The sequence below is a fragment of the Lentzea sp. NPDC051213 genome (assembly GCF_044455585.1).
Lineage (GTDB): Bacteria > Actinomycetota > Actinomycetes > Mycobacteriales > Pseudonocardiaceae > Lentzea.
In genome coordinates, this window is sequence record NZ_JBITEX010000002.1 from 1 (window position 1) to 23,748 (window position 23,748).

At 69.0% G+C, this 23,748-nt stretch carries 23 protein-coding genes and 1 rRNA gene; 15 read left to right on the forward strand and 9 right to left on the reverse strand.

Features of this window, described 5'->3' with window-relative positions:
* From rrf to ACIA8G_RS06825, 3 genes are all read left to right on the forward strand, one after another.
* A 5S ribosomal RNA gene (gene rrf, locus ACIA8G_RS06815) occupies positions 1 to 98 on the forward strand; the annotation flags it as partial.
* A 117-nt stretch (positions 99 to 215) separates the two neighbouring features.
* Positions 216 to 1,757 (forward strand): deoxyguanosinetriphosphate triphosphohydrolase family protein, encoded by a 1,542-nt coding sequence (locus ACIA8G_RS06820; RefSeq protein WP_396417333.1) that lies wholly within the window; start codon positions 216 to 218, stop codon positions 1,755 to 1,757.
* Between the two features lie 146 nt (positions 1,758 to 1,903).
* Positions 1,904 to 4,696: a S8 family serine peptidase gene (locus ACIA8G_RS06825; RefSeq protein WP_396417334.1), complete on the forward strand. Its 2,793-nt coding sequence runs from the start codon at positions 1,904 to 1,906 to the stop codon at positions 4,694 to 4,696.
* Between the two features lie 68 nt (positions 4,697 to 4,764).
* Here the strand turns inward: ACIA8G_RS06825 and ACIA8G_RS06830 are convergent, their stop codons facing one another.
* Positions 4,765 to 5,667, reverse strand: a complete 903-nt coding sequence (locus ACIA8G_RS06830; RefSeq protein WP_396417335.1) for a hypothetical protein — start codon at positions 5,665 to 5,667, stop codon at positions 4,765 to 4,767.
* A 376-nt stretch (positions 5,668 to 6,043) separates the two neighbouring features.
* Here ACIA8G_RS06830 and ACIA8G_RS06835 point away from each other — a divergent pair, with 376 nt between their 5' ends.
* The 5 genes from ACIA8G_RS06835 to ACIA8G_RS06855 are packed head-to-tail and all read left to right on the forward strand — an operon-like array spanning position 6,044 to position 8,664.
* Entirely contained in the window at positions 6,044 to 6,724 is a 681-nt protein-coding gene (locus tag ACIA8G_RS06835; protein ID WP_396417336.1) for an acVLRF1 family peptidyl-tRNA hydrolase, read from the forward strand.
* Between the two features lie 31 nt (positions 6,725 to 6,755).
* Positions 6,756 to 7,157 carry a hypothetical protein gene (locus tag ACIA8G_RS06840; RefSeq protein WP_396418707.1) on the forward strand — a complete coding sequence of 134 codons (402 nt, stop codon included), beginning with the start codon at positions 6,756 to 6,758 and terminating at the stop codon, positions 7,155 to 7,157.
* 10 nt (positions 7,158 to 7,167) lie between these two features.
* Positions 7,168 to 7,671: a SigE family RNA polymerase sigma factor gene (locus tag ACIA8G_RS06845; protein ID WP_396418662.1), complete on the forward strand. Its 504-nt coding sequence runs from the start codon at positions 7,168 to 7,170 to the stop codon at positions 7,669 to 7,671.
* Positions 7,671 to 8,150, forward strand: a complete 480-nt coding sequence (locus tag ACIA8G_RS06850; protein ID WP_396417337.1) for a hypothetical protein — start codon at positions 7,671 to 7,673, stop codon at positions 8,148 to 8,150. Before ACIA8G_RS06845 ends, ACIA8G_RS06850 begins: the two co-directional genes overlap by 1 nt.
* A 49-nt stretch (positions 8,151 to 8,199) precedes the next feature.
* On the forward strand, positions 8,200 to 8,664 hold the full coding sequence (locus tag ACIA8G_RS06855) for a GNAT family N-acetyltransferase (RefSeq protein WP_396417338.1): 465 nt from the start codon (positions 8,200 to 8,202) through the stop codon (positions 8,662 to 8,664).
* Here ACIA8G_RS06855 and ACIA8G_RS06860 read toward each other — a convergent pair.
* Positions 8,658 to 9,536, reverse strand: a complete 879-nt coding sequence (locus ACIA8G_RS06860) for an EamA family transporter (RefSeq protein WP_396417339.1) — start codon at positions 9,534 to 9,536, stop codon at positions 8,658 to 8,660. The genes ACIA8G_RS06855 and ACIA8G_RS06860 overlap by 7 nt on opposite strands.
* Positions 9,537 to 9,615: 79 nt before the next feature.
* Here ACIA8G_RS06860 and ACIA8G_RS06865 point away from each other — a divergent pair, with 79 nt between their 5' ends.
* Positions 9,616 to 10,491 carry a LysR family transcriptional regulator gene (locus ACIA8G_RS06865; protein ID WP_396417340.1) on the forward strand — a complete coding sequence of 292 codons (876 nt, stop codon included), beginning with the start codon at positions 9,616 to 9,618 and terminating at the stop codon, positions 10,489 to 10,491.
* A gap of 1 nt (position 10,492) precedes the next feature.
* Here the strand turns inward: ACIA8G_RS06865 and ACIA8G_RS06870 are convergent, their stop codons facing one another.
* Entirely contained in the window at positions 10,493 to 11,257 is a 765-nt protein-coding gene (locus tag ACIA8G_RS06870; protein ID WP_396417341.1) for an SDR family oxidoreductase, read from the reverse strand.
* 147 nt (positions 11,258 to 11,404) lie between these two features.
* Here ACIA8G_RS06870 and ACIA8G_RS06875 point away from each other — a divergent pair, with 147 nt between their 5' ends.
* From ACIA8G_RS06875 to ACIA8G_RS06890, 4 genes are all read left to right on the forward strand, one after another.
* Entirely contained in the window at positions 11,405 to 13,033 is a 1,629-nt protein-coding gene (locus ACIA8G_RS06875; RefSeq protein WP_396417342.1) for an ABC-F family ATP-binding cassette domain-containing protein, read from the forward strand.
* A gap of 175 nt (positions 13,034 to 13,208) precedes the next feature.
* Complete coding sequence (locus ACIA8G_RS06880; RefSeq protein ID WP_030473247.1) at positions 13,209 to 13,418, forward strand: helix-turn-helix domain-containing protein; 210 nt, start codon at positions 13,209 to 13,211, stop codon at positions 13,416 to 13,418.
* Positions 13,419 to 13,476: 58 nt separating this feature from the next.
* The gene (locus tag ACIA8G_RS06885; RefSeq protein WP_396417343.1) at positions 13,477 to 14,292 is read left to right on the forward strand and encodes an enoyl-CoA hydratase/isomerase family protein; all 816 of its coding nucleotides are present in this window, start codon (positions 13,477 to 13,479) and stop codon (positions 14,290 to 14,292) included.
* Between the two features lie 99 nt (positions 14,293 to 14,391).
* Positions 14,392 to 16,272 (forward strand): ABC transporter ATP-binding protein, encoded by a 1,881-nt coding sequence (locus tag ACIA8G_RS06890; protein WP_396417344.1) that lies wholly within the window; start codon positions 14,392 to 14,394, stop codon positions 16,270 to 16,272.
* A gap of 20 nt (positions 16,273 to 16,292) precedes the next feature.
* Here ACIA8G_RS06890 and ACIA8G_RS06895 read toward each other — a convergent pair whose 3' ends face one another.
* From ACIA8G_RS06895 to ACIA8G_RS06905, 3 genes are all read right to left on the reverse strand, one after another.
* The gene (locus ACIA8G_RS06895) at positions 16,293 to 17,492 is read right to left on the reverse strand and encodes a DUF222 domain-containing protein (RefSeq protein ID WP_396417345.1); all 1,200 of its coding nucleotides are present in this window, start codon (positions 17,490 to 17,492) and stop codon (positions 16,293 to 16,295) included.
* A 390-nt stretch (positions 17,493 to 17,882) separates the two neighbouring features.
* Positions 17,883 to 19,373: a penicillin-binding transpeptidase domain-containing protein gene (locus ACIA8G_RS06900; RefSeq protein WP_396417346.1), complete on the reverse strand. Its 1,491-nt coding sequence runs from the start codon at positions 19,371 to 19,373 to the stop codon at positions 17,883 to 17,885.
* 147 nt (positions 19,374 to 19,520) lie between these two features.
* Positions 19,521 to 20,261, reverse strand: a complete 741-nt coding sequence (locus tag ACIA8G_RS06905; RefSeq protein WP_396417347.1) for an SIS domain-containing protein — start codon at positions 20,259 to 20,261, stop codon at positions 19,521 to 19,523.
* Positions 20,262 to 20,363: 102 nt separating this feature from the next.
* Here ACIA8G_RS06905 and ACIA8G_RS06910 point away from each other — a divergent pair, with 102 nt between their 5' ends.
* The gene (locus ACIA8G_RS06910; RefSeq protein WP_396417348.1) at positions 20,364 to 20,546 is read left to right on the forward strand and encodes a hypothetical protein; all 183 of its coding nucleotides are present in this window, start codon (positions 20,364 to 20,366) and stop codon (positions 20,544 to 20,546) included.
* Here the strand turns inward: ACIA8G_RS06910 and ACIA8G_RS06915 are convergent.
* The gene (locus ACIA8G_RS06915; protein WP_396417349.1) at positions 20,543 to 21,490 is read right to left on the reverse strand and encodes an ArsR family transcriptional regulator; all 948 of its coding nucleotides are present in this window, start codon (positions 21,488 to 21,490) and stop codon (positions 20,543 to 20,545) included. The two genes, ACIA8G_RS06910 and ACIA8G_RS06915, sit on opposite strands and share 4 nt — an antisense overlap.
* A gap of 225 nt (positions 21,491 to 21,715) precedes the next feature.
* On the opposite strand from ACIA8G_RS06915, the gene ACIA8G_RS06920 reads away from it, so the two are divergent.
* Positions 21,716 to 22,324, forward strand: coding sequence for a C39 family peptidase (locus ACIA8G_RS06920; protein ID WP_396417350.1), 609 nt, complete (start codon positions 21,716 to 21,718; stop codon positions 22,322 to 22,324).
* On the opposite strand, the gene ACIA8G_RS06925 is transcribed toward ACIA8G_RS06920, so the two are convergent.
* Together ACIA8G_RS06925 and ACIA8G_RS06930 are read right to left on the reverse strand one after the other, a co-directional pair.
* The gene (locus tag ACIA8G_RS06925) at positions 22,299 to 22,874 is read right to left on the reverse strand and encodes an NTP transferase domain-containing protein (protein ID WP_396417351.1); all 576 of its coding nucleotides are present in this window, start codon (positions 22,872 to 22,874) and stop codon (positions 22,299 to 22,301) included. The two genes, ACIA8G_RS06920 and ACIA8G_RS06925, sit on opposite strands and share 26 nt — an antisense overlap.
* Before the next feature lie 36 nt (positions 22,875 to 22,910).
* Positions 22,911 to 23,735 (reverse strand): alpha/beta fold hydrolase, encoded by an 825-nt coding sequence (locus ACIA8G_RS06930; protein ID WP_396417352.1) that lies wholly within the window; start codon positions 23,733 to 23,735, stop codon positions 22,911 to 22,913.
* Between the last annotated feature and the right edge of the window lie 13 nt (positions 23,736 to 23,748).

Here is a 23,748-nt window from a genome sequence, read left to right on the forward strand (position 1 = left end):
GGGAAACACCCGGTCCCATTCCGAACCCGGTAGTTAAGCCCTTCTGCGCCGATGGTACTGCACTGGTTACGGTGTGGGAGAGTAGGTCGCCGCCGAACTTACGTACAGAAAACCCCTGAGGGTCGAGCGCCACAAGCGTTCCCCTCGGGGGTTTTCTGCGTCTTCGGGCGTGCTCCTCAGGATCTGTGACTGGCTGGCGGTATACCTTCTCTGCCATGCACAACGAGCACCGCAGTGCCCGCCGGTCTGGCGGCAAGGGCCGCACTGCCGACCTCGCGACCAACCCGTTCCGGGTGGACCGCGACCGGGTCGCGAGCTCCCCGTTCTTCGCGCGGCTCGGCGGCGTCACGCAGGTCGTGAGCTCCACGGGGTCGGGCCTGCTCGTGCACAACCGGCTGACCCACAGCCTCAAGGTCGCGCAGGCCGCGCGGGCCATCGCGGAACGGCTCACCGGCCGGCCCGAGCTGGTCGCGGTGCTCGAGAAGCTCGGCGGCTGCGACCCCGACGTGGTGGAGGCCGCGGCGCTCGCGCACGACCTTGGCCACCCGCCGTTCGGGCACCTCGGCGAGCAGGTGCTGGACCGGCTGGCGCGGCACCGGTTCGGGTTGCCGGACGGGTTCGAGGGCAACGCGCAGTCGTTCCGCATCGTCACGACGACGGACGTGCGCGGGCCCAGGGCCCTCGGGCTCGACCTGACGGTGGCGGTGCGGGCGGCGATGCTGAAGTACCCGTGGACCCGGCACGAGGCGATCGACCTGCCGGTGGCTCCCCGTGGCGCGGCCGAGCCCGAGGACATGCCGGGGACCGGTAGCTCGAAGTTCTCCGCGTACGTCACGGAGATCAACGACCTCAGGCAGGCGCGCGAGCCGTTCGAGGGGCGGGTCGAGCCGTGGCAGCAGACCGTCGAGGCGAGCGTCATGGACACCGCGGACGACATCGCCTACGCGATCCACGACCTGGAGGACTTCCACCGGGTCGGCGTCCTGCAGCACGCCACGGTCGCCGCTGAGCTCGGCACGTGGCTGGCGCAGGCGCTCGACCTCGCCGGCCTGAGCGATGCCGAGCTCAGCGCGGAGATCCGGATGCCCGGCCGGTCGCTCGAGACGCTCAGGCGCAGGATGCACCTCAAGGACTCCTGGGTGATGAACGACGAGGCGTTCGCGCTCGCGGTCCGGAAGGTGAGCAAGGAGCTGGTCGACGGCCTGCTGTCCGTGCCGTTCGACGGGTCGGTCGAGGCCGAGCAGGCCGTCGCGGGGTTCAGCGCGCGGTGGACCAGGAGGCTCGTCGACGCGGTCGGCGTGATCGAGGAGCCGACGCCGAGGTCAGGGCACGTGGTGCTCGCGGTGGCGCAGTGGCACGAGGTGCAGGTGCTGAAGTTCGTGCACCGGCGGTTCGTGTTGCTGCGGCCGGATCTGGCGTTGCACCAACGTGGACAGGCGCGGTTGCTGAGTTCGCTGGTGGACGCATTGGAACAGTGGGTGACCGATCGGTCGGAGGCCGATCGCCTGCCGCGGCGGCTGCACGACCTGGTCGAGTTGGCCGAAACGGAGTACGCGGGACTCGCCCGGACGGAGCCGTCCACATTGGTCGGTCCAACGGGTGAGATGCCGATTGGTCCTGATGTGATTCGGGGGCTCGCGCGGGGGCGAGCGGTCGTCGACTTCATCGCCTCGCTGACCGACAATCAGGCCGCGGCGCTGTTGGAAGCCCTTTCCGGGCGAACGGGTCAGTTGTGGACGGACGCGTTTGTTCTGTGAAGTGTGATTGCGCCTGCTAAGTGGGAAGTAGCCCAAAAGGATGCTGACTGTGATCAGTCGATCGCCATACGTTGACGCCTCGGCCGGGAACATCCGGCCGCAGGCCGCGTGCTCGGGGGCACGCCAACGTTCGGGGGAGAAGCCCTGTGCGCCGATCTCGAAGAGGCACGACCTTAGTCACAGCCGGAACCGCCGTACTGCTGGCCGCGCTCACCGCGGTCTCGCCGGCATCCGCTGACCCGGTCAAGGCTTCGAAGACCATCAACGACCGCACCGCGGGCCAGATCGCCGCGCTGCAGAGCATCAAGAAGTCGCTCACTCCAGCTGAGTCCAAGGTAGACAGCACGCTCGTGGTGGAGGCGCGCAAGCGCACCCAGATGGGGACGACGAGCGCCCTTCCGCAGGTGCAGACCGGCGTTGCCGTGACGCCGCAGTCCACCACCCTGGTGGACATCCGTGCCAAGCAGTACTCCGAGGACCTGGTCAACGCTGTCCGCGCGGCGGGCGGACAGATCCGGGCAGTGTCCCCCGAGCACCGCACCGTGCGCGCGGAGGTCCCCGTCGCGAAGATCGCGGAGATCGCCGGCCGGGACGACGTCGCCCGCGTCGAGGCCGGCAGCGACGCGATGACGCAGGACGTGAAGAACAAGCGGGACAACAAGAGCCGCAAGCAGGTTCCGTCCAAAGAGGACAAGGCTCGGGAGATCGAGCGCAGGCTCGCCGAGAAGCAGATGTCGGTGCAGGCGGCCAAGGTCGCCGAGAGCGACAAGGCGCACAGCGCCGAGGCGGCGCGTGGGTCGTTCCACGTGACCGGTGTCGGCGTGAAGCTCTGCGCGCTCTCCGACGGTGTCGGTTCGCTGGCCGTGTCGCAGGCCGCGGGCGAGCTGCCCGCTGTCGACGTCCTGCCGGGTCAGGCGGGCTCCGGTGACGAGGGCACCGCGATGCTCGAGATCCTCCACGACCTCGCGCCCAACGCCGAACTCGGCTTCGCCACGGCGTTCAACGGCGACGCGAGCTTCGCGGACAACATCAAGAAGCTGCGCTTCCAGCTCGGCTGCGACGTCATCGTCGACGACGTCATCTACTTCAACGAGTCGCCGTTCCAGGACGGCATCATCGCGCGCGCCGTCGACGCGGTGGCCGCGGACGGCGCTCTGTTCTTCTCCAGCGCCGGCAACCAGGGCAACGTCGCGGACGGCACCGCCGGCCACTACGAGGGCCAGTTCGTCGACTCCGGTGTCGGTGTCGGCAAGTTCGCGGGCTCCGCGCACGACTTCAACCCGGACCCGAACGCCAAGCAGCTGTTCAACCCGCTGTCGAACTTCTCCGGCGACACCCCGGTGACGCTGCACTGGGCGGACCCGCTGGGCCAGTCGTTCAACGACTACGACCTCTACCTGGTCAACGCCCAGGGCAACGTCGTGACGTTCAGCCAGAACAACCAGGACGGTGCGCAGGACCCGTTCGAGCGGCTCAACACCCCGAGCACCTCCACGGGCACGCGGCTCGCGGTCGTGAAGTTCCGCGGTGAGGACAAGTACTTCGCGCTGTCGCTGTTCGGTGGCCGGTTCGCCGACTCCAACGACGGTCTCAAGAAGTTCGTCTCGCCCGGCATGACCCGCGGCCACTCGGCGGCCAAGGGCGCGATCTCGGTCGCGGCCGCCCCGGCCGCCGCTGCGTTGCCGTTCGACCTGCACCCCGGTGACCCGGCGAACCCGAAGGGCCCGTTCCCCAACGCGTTCGACGGCACGCAGAAGCCGGAGCGCTTCACCTCCGACGGGCCGCGCAAGACGTTCTTCGCGCCCGACGGCTCGCCGCTGGCCGAGACCCGGCAGAAGCCGGACATCACCGCGGCCGACGGCGTGACCACGTCGGTGCCGGGCTTCGCGCCGTTCTTCGGCACGTCGGCCTCGGCCCCGAACGCGGCCGCGATCGCCGGTCTGATCCTGTCCGGCAACCCGACCCTGTCGCCCGCCGACGTCAAGGAAGCCCTTGTCGCCACGGCGATCGACATCGTCGAGGCCGGTGTGGACAACCGCACCGGTGCCGGCATCGTGATGGCGGACCGCGCCCTGCAGTACACGGGTGCGTCGCCGCAGGCGCTGGCTCGTGCGCAGCGTCCGACGATCGTCAACGACAACGACGGCAGCCAGTACCTCAAGCCGGGCACGACCGCCACGGTGACGGTGCCGGTGACCAACGGCGGCGACGGCTCTGCCGCGTCGACCTCGGTCGTGCTGACGACCCCGAGCGCCGGCGTGACCATCGCGCCGCGGTCGAAGTACTACGGCAACATCGACGTCGGCCAGACCGTCAGCAACACCTACAAGGTGACCGTGCCGGCTTCCGCCGCGCTCGGTTCGGCGGTGCGGCTCGACGCTCGGGTGACCTACGCGGGCTCGACCTCGCCGACCACGGCGTCGTTCAGCTACCGCGTCGGTGAGCCGTCGCGCGAGTTCAAGACCTTCGCGTACAGCGGTGCGCCGGTGGCCATCCCCGACAACGACCAGACCGGTGTGTCGATCTCGGTGCCCGTCACGGGTGTCGGCGGTGCGTCGAACCTGAAGTTCTCGGTGGACGGGGCGACCTGTTCCGCAGCGGACGGTGCCACGACGGTGGGCATCGACCACACCTTCGTCGGTGACCTGGTCGGCACGCTGACCTCGCCGGCGGGCAAGTCCGTCACGTTGTTCTCGCGGGCGGGCAGCAGTGGCAACAACATCTGCCAGGCCGTGTTCACCGACTCGGCGACGCGCTCGTTCTCGTCGGTGCTGAGCGGCGACGCGCCGTTCACGGGCTCGTGGACGGCGGGGACCCCGTTGTCGGCGCTGCTGGTGGATTCGGCGGACGGCAACTGGACGTTCAAGGTCGCTGACGTCGTCGGCACGGACCGCGGTTCGATCCGCTCCGTGACGCTGCACGTCGCCGGCTGGGTGTGATGAGCTGAACTGACAACGGAAAGGCCCCCGGCTCGCGAGCCGGGGGCCTTTCCGTTGCGGCATAAGAACTAGCGGTTCGGCCATTCCCAGCGAATGCCGAACACACCGGGACCGAAGCCCAGAGCCACGGCGTGCACGCCGCCGCCCGAGTCCAGGGTCAGGTTGCGCCGCCGCGACGGCGTCTCGTCACCCGCGGGCACGCTGTACTGCTGCACGCGCGAAGGCAGGTTCGTCTCGTCGAACCGGACCTCGATGACGTACTCGCGGACCGGCAGCCGGAACTTCCGGGCGAAGGTGTTGTTGCCCTTGGGAGCGTGGCCCTCCGGGAACACCAGCTGGTATTCCATGATGAGCGTCTCGCCGCGGGTCAGCGGCCGTTCGAACATCATCTCCGCGACCATGATGTTGGCTTCGTGGTCACGGGCGATGCGGCCGAGGTGGCAGTTGCGCACGTTCACGATCTCGGGGAGCACGTCCGACTCCTCGGTCTCGAACACGAGCGCCCAGCGATCGGGCCCGTCCTGCTCCGCACGCAGGATCTGGCGCACCCACACGGATTTCTGCCCGCCGTCGGCAGAGATCTCGATGCGGTCGTGCTGGCTGATGCGGCCGAGCTTCAGGTCGGAGGTCGTGTCGACCTTCGAGAGCAGGTTCGCGACCCGCTCACGCCGCGCCCACAGCGCGTCGATCGGCATCATGGTCGTCGGGCGGCAACGGCGGCCTCGCGGACGAGGTGGGCCGAGCAGCGCCGACAGACCGGATTGGGGTACGCCCAGGACAGACTCGAGGTGCCTCAGTGCCTCCAGCGATTCAGGGCGTTCCGGCCTTCGACGGCCGGACTGCCAGTAGCTGAGCGTCGCGACGCTGATGGTCACGCCGCGCAGTGCCAACCGGTGCTGGATGCGGTCGAGGCTGAGTCGGCTGGCCTTGATCGCAGCTCGTAGAGCCTCCGGGAATGGTCCCGTGGTCAAGAGCTGGGTGAGGCTGCCGTGGCCCGTTGAGTCAGTGTCGTCAACGGTCAGTGTTGGTCGACCGGCAGCAGTGGTCATGGTGACTCCCCGCTGTCATAAGATCACGCCCCAGTGACCCTACCCGTCCGTGAACGTCGCTGGTCGGCGCCGGATGGAGTCAATGGTTAATCCATACGGTTGATGAGTTCACGCTTTCGAGTCTCATCTGTCAAGCGTTTCGAACCGATCAGTAACATCTCTGTGCTGCACACACCCCGTATCGGGTTGGTTCTAGTGTGTGTGCGGTGAGGCTCTGGAACCGGGCTTCCGGCGGCCTGACGCGCGACCTGGAGGTCGTTTCGCCGGTGCGGGGTACCCGCGGGTGGGTGGAACGCGCGTGAGCCGGGTACGTCCGGTTCCTGGCGGACGGGCCGTCGAGGTCGAGCCGGAACGCGTCGAGGGCTGGATCGCCCGGTTCGCGACCCGCCACGGCGCCGTGCAGACCCGAGTCGGCGAACACGAGGTCGTCATCACCGCGGCGGACGGCGCGTCGGCCACGTTCACGACCCGTGGCGGTGCCTCGGTAGCAGAGGTGATTGCAAATCTGACCGCACCGCGCCGGATCGGCCTGGTCCTCGTGCGGCTCGGCGGGCACAGCGTCGGGGTGGCGTTCGGCGGGAAGGTCGAGCTGTCCGCGACCGACCGCAAACAGGTGCACGGCCGCATCAGGGCCGGCGGGTGGTCGCAGCAGCGGTTCGCCCGGCGCCGCGAGGGTCAGGCCCGCGTCGCGCTCCAGGCGGCCGCGGACGACGTGTTCCGGGTCCTCGTGCCGAGGATCGCCGAACTCGACGGCGTGGTGCTCGGTGGCGACTGGCAGGCGCTGGACGTCCTGCGCAACGACCGCAGGCTCTCGGACGTCTTCGCCAAGGCGGAGGACCGCGTCCTGGACGTCCCGGAACCCCGGCGCGCGATCCTGGACGAGGCCGCCGAACGGGCCCGCTGCGTGGAGATCGTGATCCAGGACACAGGGGCAACCGGAGCTGAGCCCGACCGCATGGATACGGGTGAGGGTGCCTGACCGAGGCACCACTGACCTGCTGGAGTCGCAAGTGCGCAAACGAATGGTGATCGTGGCGGGAGCTGTCGCGCTGGGGGCCGTGGGCATCGCGGTGCCCGCGCTGGCGTTGAACGGTGGCGGCACGCCCGAGCACCCGCCGACGAGCTCGGCTCCGCAACCGCCGTCGTCCACGGCACCGACCCTGCCGCCGACGTCGTCGGTGCCCTCCATGCCGGAATACCCGCCGACGAGCTCGGCTCCGCAGCATCCGTCTTCCACGGTGCCCACCCAGCCGCCGACGTCGGTACCGAGCACCCCGCCGTACCCGCCGACCTCGGCGCCGACCTCCGCTCCGTACCCGCCTACCTCGGTGCCGAGCACGCCGGCGCACCCGCCCACGTCCTGGACCCCGCCCCCGACGCAGCCGCCGGTTTCGTCGACCCCGGGCCGCTGAGGAGTTACCGCTGAACTGGGAGGCCGAGTTCACCGACTGCTTCGACCGGTGCGCCGACTCGATGCGCTTCACCGCGTACTTGTTGTGCGGCAACTGGCACGAGGCGGAGGACGTGATGCAGTCGGCGTTCCTCAAGCTGTACCTGGCCGGTCCCAAGCTCAGCGACCGGTCGGGGCTCGAGCCGTACCTGCGGCAGATCGTCGTCCGGACGTTCCTCGCGGAACGCCGGAAGGTGCGCTGGCGCAGGGAGAAGCTGACTGACGCACCACCAGAGGGCCTGTCCTCCGCCGCAGGGGCGGAGGACAGGCTCGTGGTGTGGCAGGCGCTCACCGCCGTGCCCGCACGGCAACGCGCTGTCCTCGTGCTGCGCTATTGGCACGATCTCAGCGTCGAAGACACCGCTGTGGCGCTCAACTGCTCGACCGGCACGGTCAAGTCGCAGAGCAGCAAGGGTCTGGAGACGTTGCGGCGCAAGCTGGGTCCGGAGTTCGATCAGCTGAGGCTGGAGGTGTGATGGTTCGCGAAGACGACCTGAGGGCGACTTTTTCCGCGCTGAGTTCCGACGAGGCGCCGCCGCGTGCCGTCACGGCCGCCGACCTGATCCAGCGCGGCGAGGCCGTGCGGTCCCGCCGGCGTGCCATCGCCGTGGTCGGCACCGGATTGGCGACCGTGGGCGTCGTGGCCGTGGCGCTCGCCGTGCTGCCCGCCCAGACGCCTCCGGGCCCGGCGGTGCCGGCGCCTTCCACCTCGACGTCGTCACCGCCGTCGTCCTCGCAGATCTCGCCCACTCCGCCGCCGAGTTCGGTGGAGTCGACGCCGACCTCGGTGCCGTCGCCCCACTCGATCCCGCCGCAGGTTCCACCGCTCCAGTCGACGACCGCGCCCGGCACGCCGTCGACGCCCGGCGCGCCACCGTCGACCCAGCCGGAGACGTCCGCGAACCCGACCTCCTCGTCCAGCCACGTGGCGTCGATGCCGCCGACGTCCCGCTGAGCGGATCAACGGGTCGGCGCAACGTCATGGGCGCACCCAGAATGCGGGCATGACTGCTCAGATCCGCCTGGTCGAGGTCACCGATGAGAACCGCGACGCCGTGCTCGCCGTGCGGGTGCGCCCCGACCAGCAGCGGTTCGTCGCGTCTGTCGAGAAGTCATTTCTCGATGCGGAACGGGAGCCGGAAGGCAAACCCTGGTACCGCGCCGTCTACGCCGGTGACGAGCCGGTCGGGTTCGTCATGCTCAGCTGGAACCTGGTGCCGGGGCCCGGCCTGCTCGGGCCGTTCTACCTGTGGCGGCTGCTCATCGGCGCTCGGCACCAGGGCCGTGGCTACGGCACGGCGATCCTGGACGAAGTCGTCGCGCTGATCCGCGCGGACGGTGCCGAAGAGCTGTTCACCAGTTACGTGCCGGGGGAGGGCTGCCCGGAACCGTTCTACCTCGGGTACGGGTTCCTCCCGACCGGCGACATCGAGGACGGCGAGATCGTGCTGAAGCTCGATCTTCACTGAAGAACCCCTTTGGCGAGAACAGGTGCCGGTCGCTGGGCGGCGACGATCGCGGCGAGAGCGAGGGCGAAACCGGTGAGCTGCACCGGGTCGAGCGTCTGGCCGAGCACCACGACACCGAGCAGCGCGGCGACCATCGGGGAGAGCAGGCCGAGCATCGAGACCGAGGTGACCGGCAACGTGGTGATCGCGCGGAACCACAGCACGTACGCGAGCAGACCACCGACGCCACCGAGCCACAGGTAGCCGATCAGCGCGGTGAGGCCGATCGCGGGCGGAGGGCCTTCGAACAGGAACGTCACCGGCACCAGGAACAGACCACCCGCCGTCAGCTGCCAGCCCGCGAACGCGGTCGGGCCTACCCCGGCCGGCCTGCCCCACTTCTTGGTCAGCGTCACGCCGAGCGCCATCGTGGCGGCGCCACCCAGTCCCGCCAACACGCCGATCAGGTCGAACCCGGCGGCCGGTCCGAGCACCACCAGCCCGACTCCCACGACGCCGACCACGCCCCACGCGAACCGCCACGCCGACGGGTTCTCCTTCAGCACCCCCACCGCCAGCAGCGCGACCACCAGCGGTTGCGCGGCACCCAGCGTGGCCGCGACGCCACCGGGCAGGCGCTCGGCCGCGATGAACAGGAACGGGAAGAACAGGCCGATGTTGAGCACTCCCAGCACCGCGGCCTGCCACCACCACGAACCGCGGGGCAGCGTCCTGGTCAGCGCCAACGCGATCAGACCGGCGGGCAGCGCCCGCAGCAGGCCGGCGAACAGCGGGTGGCCGGCCGGGAGCAGTTCGGTCGTCACGACGTAGGTCGATCCCCAGACCACCGGGGCGAACGCGGCCAGTGCGGTGCGGGACAGGTTCTCGGTCACGTCATCCAGTGTTGGGCGGCGGGATCAATGAGTCCAACACATGTTTGTCACGTGATCCATCGTGATTCAAGATAGATGGATGGAGCTCCAGCAGATGCGGTACGTCGTGGCGGTCGCCGAGACCGGCAGCTTCACGCAGGCGGCCCGGCGGTGCCTCGTCGTGCAGTCCGCGCTCAGCCACCAGATCGCCCGCCTCGAACGCGAACTCGGCGCCCGGCTGTTCGACCGCACCAGCCGCAGCGTCCGGCTCACCGCCGCCGGTACCGTGTTCCTGCCGTCCGCCCGGCAGTGCCTCGACTTCGCGGAACGGGCGGCGGCCGAGGTCGCGGCGGCCGTCGGGGAGGTGCGCGGCAGGCTCGTGGTCGGCGTGATCCCCACGGTGGCCGCGGTGGACCTGCCCGCCGCATTGAAGGCGTTTCGCGGGCGGTACCCGCAGGTGCGGGTCGCGTTGCGGATGCTGCCGAGCCACGAGCTGGCCGACCAGGTCCGGCAGGGCGTGCTCGACGTCGCGTTCCTCGGGCTGCCGCCGAACGCACGGCCTGAGGGGGTGCGCGCGTACGAACTGGCGCGCGACCACCACGTCGCCGTTGTCGCGCCGGACCACCGTCTTGCCGGGCACGCCGAGACGGACCTGAAAGAGCTCGCGGAGGAGCTGTTCGTCGACTTCCCCGCCGGCTCACCCGGTCGCCTGCAGTCCGACCAGGCCTTCGCCGCGGCCGGGCTGCACCGCGAGGTCGCGTTCGAGGTGACGACCGCGGAGCTGGTGGCAGGGCTCATCCGGGAAGGGCTGGGGGTCGCCGTGCTGCCGTCGGGCTACACGCCGCGGCTCAGCGGGGTCGCGACCGTGCCGATCACGAACGGGCCTTCCCGGGTCGAGCACCTGGTGTGGAACGCGGCCGGGCTGACGCCGGCCGCGGCCGCGTTCCTCGACGTGCTGGGCGTCGCCGCGGACTGAGCTACCCCTGGGTGCCGGTCGCGAGCATCCCGCCGTCGACGCGAACGGTCTCGCCGGTGATCCACGACGCGCCGTCCGAGCAGAGGAACGCCACGAGCGAGGCGACGTCCTGCGGGGTGCCCAGGCGCTTCATCGGGTACTGCTGCTGAGCCTCTTCCTCGCGGCCGGTCCACAGCGCCTCGGCGAACTTCGTCTTCACCACCGCGGGTGCGACGGCGTTGACCCGCACCTTCGGGCCGAGCTGCCACGCCAGTTCCTCGGTGAGGCGGATCAACGCCGCTTTGGACGCTCCATAAGCACCGATCACGCCGGTGGACCGGATGCCGCCGATCGACGCGACGTTCACGACCGCACCGCCGTGCTCGCTCATCCACGCCTTCCACGCGAGCTGCACGAAACCGAGCGCCGCCACCACGTTGACGTCGAAGATCTTCCGGACGGCGTTCAGGTCGGCGTCCATCAGGAAGCCGTACTGCGGGTTGATGCCGGTGTTGTTGATCAGCACGTCGAGGCTGCCGAACTTCTCCACCGTGCGGGCCACGACCTCTTCGCGGGACGCGTCGTCGCCGGCGTTGCCCTGGATCGCGAGCACGCGGCCACCGGTGTCGGCTTCCAGCTGCTTGGCCGCCTCGGCCAGCTGGTCGGCCTTGCGGCCGGTGATGGTGACCGCGGCGCCGCGGGACAGCAGCTCGCGTGCGATGCCGAGGCCGATACCGCGGGAAGCGCCCGTGACCAGGGCCGCCTTGCCCGAGAAGTCTTCGCTCATGGTCGGCAAATCTATGCGTCCGGACACAGGTGGGAAATTCGATGGTCGCGACCCCGTAGACTGGGTCCCGTGATCCTCCTCGAGTAGGCAGCCCGGACGTGCCGCCCTTTGCCGTGCCCGGAAGTTTTTCACTACTCGGAGTTTCTCTTGATCACCGCAACTGACATGGAGTTGCGCGCGGGCTCACGCATTCTCGTGAGTGGCGCCAACCTGCGCATCCAGCCCGGCGACCGCATCGGTCTCGTCGGTCGCAACGGTGCCGGCAAGACCACCTCGCTGCGCGTTCTCGCGGGCGAGGGCGAGCCGTACGGCGGCGCCGTCACGCGCAAGGGCGAACTCGGCTACCTGCCGCAGGACCCGCGCGAGGGCGACCTGTCCGTCATCGCGAAGGACCGCGTGCTGTCCGCGCGAGGCCTCGACCAGCTTCTCCGCGACATGGAGAAGGCCCAGTCGAAGATGGCCGAGCTGGTCGACCCGCGCGAGCTCGACATCGCCGTCACCAAGTACGGCAAGCTCGAAGAGCGCTTCGCCGCGCTCGGTGGTTACGCCGCCGAGTCCGAAGCCGCCCGCATCTGCTCGAACCTCGGCCTGCCGGACCGGGTGCTGGAGCAGCAGCTCCAGACGCTCTCCGGTGGTCAGCGCCGCCGCGTGGAGCTGGCGCGCATCCTGTTCGCCGCCTCCGAGGCCGGTGTCGGCGCGAAGTCGAGCACGATCCTGCTCATCGACGAGCCGACGAACCACCTCGACGCCGACTCGATCACGTGGTTGCGAGGGTTCCTCAAGTCCCACGACGGCGGGCTCGTCGTGATCTCGCACGACGTGGAACTGCTCGACGACGTCGTGAACAAGGTGTGGTTCCTCGACGCGATGCGCGGCGAGGTCGACATCTACAACCTCGGCTGGAAGAAGTACCTCGAAGCCCGTGCGACGGACGAGAAGCGTCGTCGCCGTGAGCGCGCCAACGCCGAGAAGAAGGCCGGCGCGCTGATGACGCAGGCCGCCAAGATGGGTGCGAAGGCCACGAAGGCCGTTGCGGCGCAGAACATGGCGAAGCGCGCCCAGAAGCTGCTCGACGGTCTCGACGAGGTGCGCCAGAGCGACAAGGTCGCGAAGATCAGCTTCCCGTCGCCAGCCCCGTGCGGCAAGACCCCTTTGATGGCAGAGGGTCTGAGCAAGTCCTACGGATCGCTCGAGATCTTCACCGGCGTGGACCTCGCGATCGACAAGGGCTCCCGCGTCGTCGTGCTCGGCTTCAACGGTGCCGGCAAGACGACGTTGCTGCGGTTGCTGGGCGGCAGCGAGAAGGCGGACGCCGGTGGCGTGGTCCCCGGTCACGGCCTGAAGATCGGCTACTTCGCGCAGGAGCACGAGACGCTCGACCACAACGCGTCGGTGTGGGACAACATCCGCCACATGGCGCCGGACGAGCAGGAGCAGCGGCTGCGGTCGTTGCTCGGCACGTTCCTGTTCAGCGGCGAGCAGCTCGACCAGCCCGCCGGCACGTTGTCCGGTGGCGAGAAGACCAGGCTGGCGCTGGCCGGACTGGTGTCGTCGGCCGCGAACGTGCTGCTGCTCGACGAGCCGACGAACAACCTCGACCCGGCCTCGCGCGAGCAGGTTCTCGACGCGTTGCGCCGTTACGAGGGAGCGGTCGTGCTGGTCACGCACGACCCCGGTGCGGTGGAGGCGCTGGAGCCCGAGCGGGTCATCCTGCTGCCCGACGGCACCGAGGATCACTGGTCAGAGGACTACCTGGACCTCGTGCAGCTGGCGTGATCTCCACCCCTCAAAGGATTACCGAGCGCACCCTTTGATCAACTGTGCGTGATCGAATCGACCGTTCGGCGATCTCTTTGCTTGATCACCTGGCGTTCTGCCGCATCCTGTTCGATCATTGCGACGACAGGGGCCGTAGAACGGCCCGACCTGCTCGTACGGAAGGCGGGACAAGGTGGCTGACCTGAAGAAGGGTGCCCGGATCACCGGCGCCACGCGGGACAAGCTGGCCGCTGACCTGAAGAAGAAGTACGAAAAGGGCGCGAGCATCCGGGCTCTGGCCGAGAGCACCGGGCGTTCCTACGGCTTCGTGCACCGGGTTCTGTCGGAATCCGGCGTCACGCTGCGCGGTCGCGGTGGCGCCACCCGGACGAAGAAGAAGTAACCCGAACCCAGACTGCTACTCTCCGGTAACTAGCTTTTAGTGGCCGGAGGTAATGATCATGCCAGTGCCCGCTATCGACGCTGGCTTGCTCGAGCGCGGTGGCGTTCGGCTCGCGATTGCCGGACCGGTCGCCACTCTCACGCTCGATCGTCCCGACGTGCTGAACGCACAGACGCCTGCCACCTGGCAGGCGTTGCGGCACATCGGTGATCAGCTGGACCCGGACGTCCGAGTCGTGGTCGTCCGGGGTTCCGGCCGCGCCTTCTCGGCGGGGCTGGACCGGCGCATGTTCACCGGCGAGCCCGTCGACGGCGAACCCGGTGGCCTGGGTGCGCTGCTGTCTTTGCCCGCCGCGGAGGCGGACGCGAAGATCGCCTCGTACCAGGCGGGGTTCACCTGGCTGAGCGACCCCGCACGCGTGACGATCGCCGCGGTGCAGGGGCATGCCATCGGCGCGGGCTTCCAGTTGGCGCTGGCGTGCGACTTCCGCGTGCTCGCTGAGGACGCGCAGTTCTGCATGGCCGAGACCGGGCTGGGACTGGTGCCCGATCTCGGCGGAACGCTGCCCTTGGTGCGGCTCGTGGGTTACTCGCGCGCGGCCGAGATCTGCGTGACCTCACGGCGCGTCGGCGCTGCCGAGTCGTTGCAGATCGGCCTCGCGAACTCCGTCGTGCCCGTTTCCGATCTGGACACCGCGGTCTCGGAGCTGGTGGCCTCCGTGCTGAAGCCGCTGCCGGGCGCTGTCTCGGAGACGCTGGCGTTGATCGCGTCGGCGGCATCTGGCGTGTCCTTGGCCGACCAGCTCGCGATCGAGCGTGCCGCGCAACTGCGCCGGCTGGGATCGCTGGCTGCGGCCCTTTCCGCTCAAAGCTGAACTTTTCTGCGCTGGTAGGCGCCTCGAGCGGAATTGTCAGACCCCTGTGCTGTTCTAGTCAACGTGGACGGTTACAGCTCCTGGCGATTCATGGTGGGTGTGACCTCGGACGCGCCGTCGAAGGTGCGCCGAGGCACTTTCCGGCGCGTGCTGGCGTTCGCCCGGCCACACAGGGCGAAGCTGCTGGTGTTCCTGCTGCTGACGGTGGTCTCGTCGGTGCTGGCGGTGACGACGCCGCTGCTGGCAGGCCGCGTGGTCGACGCGATCGTGAACGGCTCCGCGCCCTCCGTCGTGGTGTGGCTCGCCGTGGTCATCGCACTGGTCGCGATCGTGGACGCCGGTCTGGGCGTCGTCGAACGATGGCAGTCGACGCGCATCGGTGAGGGTCTGATCTACGACCTCCGCCGCGCCGTGTTCGGCCACGTGCAGAAGATGCCCGTCGCGTTCTTCACCCGCACGCGCACCGGCGCACTGGTGTCGCGGCTGAACAACGACGTGATCGGCGCACAGCGCGCGTTCACCTCCACCCTGTCCGGCTTCGTCACGAACATCATCCAGCTGGTGCTGTCGCTGGCCGTGATGTTCACGTTGTCGTGGCAGGTCACCGCCCTCGCCCTGGTGCTGCTGCCGGTGTTCGTGCTGCCGGCCAAGCGCATGGGCAGGCGCATGGCGGACATGCAGCGCGAGGCCTCCGGCCTGAACGCCTCGATGGTCACCCAGTCGACCGAGCGCTTCTCGGCGCCGGGCGCGACGCTGGTGAAGCTGTTCGGCCGCCCAGAACGCGAAGACCAGGAGTTCGGCGACAAGGCCGCGAAGGTCCGCGACATCGGCATCCGCACCGCGATGGCCACCCGGTGGTTCATGACCGGCCTGACCCTGGTGTCGGCGCTGGCGCAAGCTCTGGTCTACGGCCTGGGCGGCTACCTGGCACTGACCGGCCACCTGGCGGCGGGCACCGTGGTGTCGCTGGCCCTGCTGCTGACCCGCCTGTACGCCCCGCTGACCGCCCTGGCGAACGCGCGCGTCGACGTGATGACCGCACTGGTGTCGTTCGAGCGCGTCTTCGAGGTCCTGGACCTGGACCCGATGATCAAGGAACGGCCTGACCCCCGTTCGGTCCCCGCCGGCCCGGTGTCGGTGGAGTTCGCCGACGTGCGCTTCGCCTACCCGTCAGCCGAGAAGGTATCGCTCGCCTCGCTGGAGGCAGTGGCCACTTTGGACACTCGCGGCGGCGAGGAAGTGTTGCACGGCATCAGCTTCACCGCCGAAGCAGGCCAGCTGGTAGCCGTGGTCGGCTCGTCCGGCGCCGGCAAGTCGACCCTGGCCTCGCTGGTCCCGCGGCTGTACGACGTGGACTCGGGCGCGGTCCGCCTGTCAGGAGAAGACGTCCGCGATCTCTCCTTCGACTCCCTCCGCTCGACCGTCGGCGTGGTGACCCAGGACGGCCACCTGTTCCACGACACGATCCGCGCAAACCTCGAGTACGCCTCGCCAGGCGCCTCCGACGACGACATCTGGGACTCGCTGCGCCGAGCCAGGCTGCTGGACCTGGTGACGTCCCTGCCAGACCAGCTGGAAACCGTGGTAGGCGAACGCGGCTACCGCCTGTCCGGCGGCGAACGCCAACGCCTGACAATCGCCCGCCTCCTACTGGCCAAGCCACGCGTGGTGATCCTGGACGAGGCAACCGCCCACCTGGACTCGGAGTCCGAGGCCGCAGTGCAAGAGGCCCTGACCGAGGCCCTGGACGGCCGAACAGCGCTGGTGATCGCCCACCGCTTGTCGACCATCCGCGCCGCCGACCAAATCCTGGTGCTGGAGGCCGGCACGATCGTGGAGCGCGGCACCCACACCGCGCTGATGGAGGCCGACGGCCGCTACGCCAGCCTCTACAACACCCAGTTCGCCGAACCGCCCGTCGTCGCCGTGTACCCGACCCCGAAGTTCAGCGAGCGAACGGAAGTAGCGCAAACGAACTGACCCCTTTACTAGGCGCGTGATCATGCGGCGTGGAGTGGGTTTCGTCGTGGTTTTCGTTGGGGGTCGATGAAGGCGGGCGGTCGGAACATGGGCACTCCACCGATCATTTGGACTTGCCAGTCGGAGTGGTGGAGCAGGTCGTGGTGTCTGCGGCACAGGAGCACGAGGTTTTTGACGTTGGTCTCGCCGCCTTCGGCCCATGACTTGATGTGGTGTGCTTCGCAGTGGCTGGGTGGTCTGGTGCAACCGGGATGCGCGCAGCCTCGGTCGCGGGCGACGAGGATGCGACGTAGTCCGGCGTTGATGGCCCGGGTCTTGCGGCCGACGTCGTGGATCTGGGAGCGGGAGCCGAGCAGCATCGGGATGACGCCGGCGTCGCAGGCGATCTTGCGGACCTGTCGCATCGGTAGGCGTTCACCGTTGTCGAGCCGGGCCGCGCCGATCCCGGCGCGGAGTTCGTCGTAGTTGACGGTGACGGTGAGCTGGACGCGTTCGCCGCCGTGGCAGTGCTTGCGGAAGCCGGGGTGCCGTTCGGCGCGCAGGGCGAGGTCGACGACGTCGCAGAACGCGTCACCTTCCCGTTCCGGCGCGAACCGCAGATCCTCGGGTTCGGGTTTGGCCAGCGGGTCGATCAACGCGTCCAGCTTCGCCCCGGTCTCCGCATCGAGATCGGCGAACAACTGATACCGGCCGCCCTGCCACTTGCGCCGCAGCACATTGCGTGGCTGCACCGGCTCGGGTTCGGCGGGTTCGGGGCCGTCCTGGTCGAGCCGGTAGGCCAGCTCTTTGCAGAACGCCTTGGCGGAGCGGGGTTCGTGCTGCCGCGCGTACTCCACGACATGGGTCTCCGCCGCAGCGGGCAGCCCCGCCATGGCTTCGGCAAGCACGTCGACGTGGTCTTCGGACAGTTCGCCCGCGGCCATCGCAGCCGCAACACCCGGTAGTGCCGGCTCGATTGTCGAACCGGTGGGTGTGACCGTGGGGCAGAGTGCCTGCGCCTGCTTGAGCTTGCGACGGGTGGTCTTCGGATCCCAGCGCAGCACGTGCTTGAACACTTCGACGAGATCCTTGTATCCCAACGTTTCCGCCGCGCCCTGCTGTTCGAGCGCACCGACGATCGTCAGCACCTGGTGCTGGAGTTGTTGCAGCGCGCGGACTTTCCGCTTGAGCTCGTCGAGGAGCTCAAGCGGGGAAGCAAGCCCCAACGCCGTCACTGTCATGCGTCCATCATGGCATGAACACGTGTTCGAATTCTATTGCACGATCGAGTGAAACCCCAGGTCAGACGGCATATGGCACCGTGCGCACTGTTCTCTCTAGACAACGCAACACGCGCCTATGAACCACGTACGCACCAGACGCCAACGCACGCCACCGGACCACGCCCCGCAACCATCTACGCAGGCCGACCACGGAAATTCGTTCCGGCACACGCCCGACGAAGGAGGGCATGTGCCGGGTCGGCGAAAGGCGAAGCCGTGCCGCCCCAACGCAACCGCCGCTGTGTTTGTTCACGAGTAACCGGAGCATGAGCGGTGAACTCCCCGGAGGGAAGCGCCGGGGCGCATCAAGGGTGTCAGTGCGCGGTCCGCGCTCCAGTCCCCAAGCGGTCAGCCCTTCAGAAACGCGGCAGCAGCATTGAGCGCACTCTGCGAAGACCCGGCATCCTCCACAAACACAGCAAAAGCAACCCCACCCTGATACCCAACAAACCACCCATGCGCACTACCGCCACCAGCCTCGGCAGTACCGGTCTTCCCAGCCAGCCCACCAAACCCGGCCAACTGCCGAGCAGTCCCACCGGTAACAACCTCACCCATCATCTGCCGCAACGCCGGCAACACAGCAGCAGGCGGAGCAGAACCGACATCCCCTGCAGTGGCAGCGCGGCCGCGCATGAGGGTCGGCGTGGGAGTGCGCCCCGAGGCCACGGTCGCGGCCACCAAGGCCATGCCGAACGGGCTGGCCACCACGTTGCCCTGGCCGAAGCTGTTCTCCACCTGCTGGTCGCCGGACGCGGGCGGGACCTTGCCGGTGTTGGTCTCGGCGCCCGGCATTGCCCAGTCGGCGCCCAGGCCGAAGCGCTTGGCCATGGTCGGCAGAGCGTTCGGTGGCAGTTCGTAGCCCAGTTTGCCGAAGGTGGTGTTGCAGGAGAGGGCGAAGGCCGTGTGGAACGGGATGGAGTCGTGGCCGAAGCCCGCGTTGTTCACGGTTCGGGTGCCGATGGTGGCGCGGGCGGGGCACGGTACGGCGGCGTTGGCTGACACCAGGCCCGCTTCCATGGCGGCGGCCGCGGTGACGATCTTCATCGTCGAGCCGGGGGCGTAGCGGCCTACGAACGGGTTGGTGCCCGTCATGGCCTTGTTCTGGGCCACGGCCAGGATTTCGGTGGTTTTGGGTTCTATGGCGACGATTGCGGCGCCCTGTGGCAGTGCGTCCACGGCGGCTTGGGCGGCTGCCTGGCGAGCCGGGTCGATGGTGACGGTGATCTTCTCGCCTGCTTCGGGCTTCTTGCCGTCCAGGACGGTGAACTGGGCGCCTGAGGCGATGCCTACCTCCCAGCCGTCGGTGCCCTTCAGGTCGCCTGCTTGGCCGGTGATCGTTTTGTACAGGCCGTCCGGGATCGTGGCCTGGACGAGTGGCTTGCCGTCGCGGCCGAGTAGTGCGCCGTCGGCGATGGCCTTGCGGTAGGTCAGGGACGCGCCTTCGGTCAGCTGCGGGTGGATGATCGTGGGTGCCCAGCGGACCTTCCACGTGCTGTCGGCGCGCTGCAGGCCGATCTTCACGTCGTACTTCAGCAGGCTCGAGTTCGGCATCGTCCACGTCACCGACGCGACGATCTCCGTGGTGGTGGCGTCCGGTCCTGGCGGTTCGGCCGGGGTCAGGCGGGCCTGGTAGGCCGACTCGGCCATGCCTGTCTTGGTGGCGGCCAGCATCTGGGTCGCCGCGGGTGGTGCGTCAGTTAGAGCAGCGGCGGCTGCCGCGTCGCCGGAGAACGCCTTGTTCACGAACGACTGGGCCACTTGCGCCGGCGTTTCGACCAGCTTCGGTGGCTCGCTGGACTCGGCTGGTCCGCCGCGGAACAGCAGGACGGCCGCCACGCCGACGATGGTCGACGTGGCGAGCGCGCCGCCTACCAAGACCCATCTACGCGTCTTTTCGTGCACTGTGAAACTCTCCCCCCAGGAAGGTCCTACCCCGGTGGGAGACTAACGCGAACTCGCTGAAAAACCTCTGAGTATCTCTACTCAGCCGAGCTGCGGGATGCGGGTCTGGTAGTGCCTGAGCATCTCGGCGTTGGCCGCGTCGCCGCCTTCGACGTTGGCGGAACGCCACAGGGGCAGCTGCACGCCGGTCTCGGTGGCCTTGTCGACCAGGCGGACCATCAGCAGGTTCCACAGGAACGTCGTGGCCAGCGTCGAGATGGCCGCGGTCACCGGTGCCTGTGCCGGGTAGGTGGAGTCACCGGGCGGCACCAGGTTGTCCAGGACGACCGTTGCCACCTCGGCGAGCGTGGTGCCCGCACGGCGCGGGGCCTGGGCGCTCGAGGCCACGGACGTCACCGCTACGACGGGGCAGCCCGCGTTGGCGGCTTCGAGGGCCAGTTCGACGGGGTAGTAGTTGACGCCCGAGGTCGAGAAGACGAACAGGACGTCGTGTGGTGCCAGGCCGGCTTCGCGCAGCACCTCGCCGGCCAGGCCCGAACGGCGTTCGGCGGACGTGCTGCTGATCGCGCCGTGCATCGGGAGCAGTTCGGGGTGGTAGATCGGGCGGACGCAGGCCAGGCCGCCTGCCCGGTAGAAGGTCTCGGCGACCGCCGCGAGCGAGTGCCCGGCGCCGGCGGTGAGGATCGTGCCGTCGGCCTGCACGGCGGCCAGCACGAGCTCGGCCACGTCGTCGAGCGCGGAGGCGTTTTGCTGTTCGACGCGCGTCAGGTGCGTGCGCACGAGGTTGCCGTAGTCGGAGCCGGTCACGGTGTCGGTCGTCATGCGGCTCAGTAGTACCGGATGTGCGGTGACCTCACCAGTAACCCGCGCACCACAAAGCCCGATACGCGCGATAACAGGCGCACCAGCTGTTGGCGGACGGGGGTGGTTTGGATCAGGCTGCATTTCTACTTCTGGGTGGTGCTCACGGCGGTGTTCACCGCCGCGGGGGCTACACACATCGCACTGGCGATCACCTACTCCGAGCTGTGGCCGGTCTGGGTGGCGCTGGTGCTTCTGGTCGTGGCCGGTGCCTGCGCTCGCGCCGCCGTGTTCGCCCGCCCCTAGGCCAGCAGTTCGACGCCTAACGCCGAGGCGGTGTGCAGCACGGAGTTGCGGTGCCGCTGGGCCACGGCGAGGCCCGCGTCGCGCAGCACCGACGCGTGTGCGCTGGCCGAGGCGGCCGAGATCCCCAGGCGGCGAGCCAGTTCCGTGGTCGTGCAGCCACCCGCGATCACCACCAGCGCGGCGGCACGGGTGCGCCCCAGGAGTGCCTCCAGGGAACGTTTCCCGGCGCTCGTCACGTGCATGTCCCGCGCGATCGGATAGACCAGGACCGGGCAGAGGCGCTGGTCGCGGAGCATGATCGGGCGCTCCCAGCAGAAGTACGACGGCAGGAGCACCAGGCCCTGGCCGCGCAGGTGCACGTCGCGCTGCGGGAAGCGGGACTCGATCGACAGCACCGGCGGCGCCCACGAGATCGTCGGGTGCAGAGCGGAAAGCATGCCCTCGCAGCCGCCGTCCAGAAAGGAACGGGCCCGAACCGCGCGCTCGGCGTCCACGACGGCGCGGACCTCGGCCCAGATCGGCGCCAGCGCGTGCTGGTGGTAGGCGCGCAACGCGTCGCCGAGCGAGTCCAGAGTGGCCACATCGCCGCTGGCCAGCAGGTGGGTGCGCGGGTCGAGGCGGTGACCGTCCAACTGCGCCAGGTCCGAGCGCAACGACTCCACCGGCGTCGACAGCACCGCGTCGATGCCGTCGTCCAGCGCGCACGCGCCCGCGGTGGGCGTCAGGAAGTCGGGGGAGTAGCCGACAGGTGGCGCCAGCTGCATCAGCCAGCGCGTGTCGTCGGGCAACGTCGTCCGGACGTTCGCACGCCACGTGCCGAACGTCGGGGTCGCCGAGCGCTGCCGCAGCACGTGCAGGCTCAGCAGGATCTCCCACATCGGGTCAGGACCAGGGGCGACACGCACCCTCGCCAGGTCCTCCGCCGTGAAGTGGACACGCAACACGGCAAGCAGACTGGCACAGCGGCACGGGGCCTGTACGGGGTTCGGCGCGACTGACCCGAACGGTCTATCTCGCCCACGCAGAGTGGGTCCCCTACCTCGCCCTAAGTGCTTCTACCTGCTTCTTTAGGTCTTGGCCGAATGTGGTGGCGGCCCTGTGAGCCCTGCCAGCAAGCTTTCGCCGAGCGCCGCATCAGGGGGCGGCGCCACCACTGAGGGGACCTGAACATGAAGCTTGCGAAGATCACCGGAGCGGTCGCCGCCGCCGGTGTCGCGATGACCATCCTCACCGCGCCGGTCGCGTTCGCGGCTCCCGGCGAGACCGTCATCCCGGCCGTTTCCGAGCTCGGCATCCAGGGCGAAGGCGTGCTGCCGCACCAGTTCCAGGTGCAGAAGACCGGCTACTGGTGCTCCGCTGCCGCCGCCCGCATCGCTCTCACCGCCCGCGGCAAGTACGTCGAGCAGTCCACACTGGCCTCGTACATGAAGGTCACGACCAACGGCCTGCCGAACATCAAGAACCTGGAGAGCGCACTCGACCACTACACCGGCTCGACCTACTACCAGGTCAAGCAGTGGTCGACGGACGCGCAGCTGCTGCAGAAACTCAAGGCCGACGTCGTCTACAATGCCAACCGCGGCCACGCCGTCGTGATCAACGTGATCCGCCTGAACGGCCGCAACTACTCCGGCGGCCACTACGCCACGATCGTCGGCTACCGCGCCGGTGGCAACGAGTTCGCCGTGTCCGACCCGGCCTACGCGGGCGGCGGCCTGCACTGGCTGAGCGCCTCCAACGTCTCGTCGGGCATCAAGCTCCGCCGCTACGTGGCCTGAGGTCCTCAGGTCGATCCACGTCCGCACCGTCCGCCACGTCAGCGCATTCGACGTGGCGGACGGTGTTCGCTTGGAGATAATCCCGCGCGCCCTGGTCACCGGCGGCCGACGCGATCACGCCGGGGAAATGATCGGCGCCGATCAGCACCGGATGGCCCACGACACCGTCGTAGACCGCCCGTGCCAACGCTTTAGGCTCGGCCAGCGCCATCAACCGGTGCAGCGCCGCGACCGTGACCCCGGGAGTGTCCACCGGGAGCACGACGACCGCGTCGGCGACGCCCACGGCGTGCAACCCCGTGCGCAGCGACGAGCCCATGCCGGACGCCCAGTCCGGGTTGTCGACCACCGTCACGCCGTCCAAAGAGGCCTGTGCCCGCACCTCGGCGGCGGCCGCGCCGAGCACGACGACGACCGGGTCGCACCCGGCCGCTCGCAGCACCTCGGCGGCCGAGTCGACGAAGAGCTTGCCGTGCAACGGAACGAGAGCCTTGGGGGAGCCGAACCGGCGGCCGGCCCCCGCGGCGAGCAGGAGACCGGCCACGCGCATGCCTCGAAACTACCGCGTCCCGGGCCGCTCAGACAGCTACGCGAGGTGTTCCAGGAGCATCGAGGAAGCCGCTTCGGGGATCTCCTCGGGGATCCAGTGACTGACGTCCTCGACCATCTCGAACCGGTACCCGCCCGTGCACCACTGCTCGGTCTCGAACGCGGCCATCGACCCGAACGCGACGTCCTCGGTGCTCCACACGTACATGGTCTTGACACTGACCTTGTCCGCGGCACCGGACGGCTTGCCCGCGCGGTACCAGTTGAGGGCCGCTGACAGCGCGCCCGGCTCGGACAGCCGTTGGATGTACTCGTCGACGTGTGAGGGCCGCACACGCCACTCGAACATCTGCCGCAGCGCGTGCGCGTTGTTCTCCAGCATCCGCCGCTCGGTGCTGCGCTCGCGCCAGTCGAGCATGTACTGCGAGCGCATCCGCTGTTCCTCGTCGGTCTGCAGCGCCGTCTTCAGCGCGCCGGGATGCGGGGTGGAGAAGACGCTCAGGGTCCGCAACCGGTCCGGGTGGTCGATCGCGGTCCACCACGCCACGGCGCCGCCCCAGTCGTGGCCGACCAGGTCGAACGTGCCCCAGCCCAGTGCGTCCGCCATCGCGATCACGTCGCCGACCAGGTGCGTGACCGTGTACTCGGAGGCCTGCTCCGGCCGGACGCCGGGCGAGTAGCCGCGCTGGTCGGGGGCGACCGCGCGGAAACCGTTCACGCCGAGCACCGCGACCTGGTGCTCCCACTCGATGGCGGCCTCCGGGAACCCGTGCAGCAGCAGCACCGGGCGGCCGTCCTCCGGGCCGGACGCGATGGCGTCGAAGGTGCCTGCCTCGGTGGGAATGCTGAGGTGCTCGATCACGAGTTCGAACAAT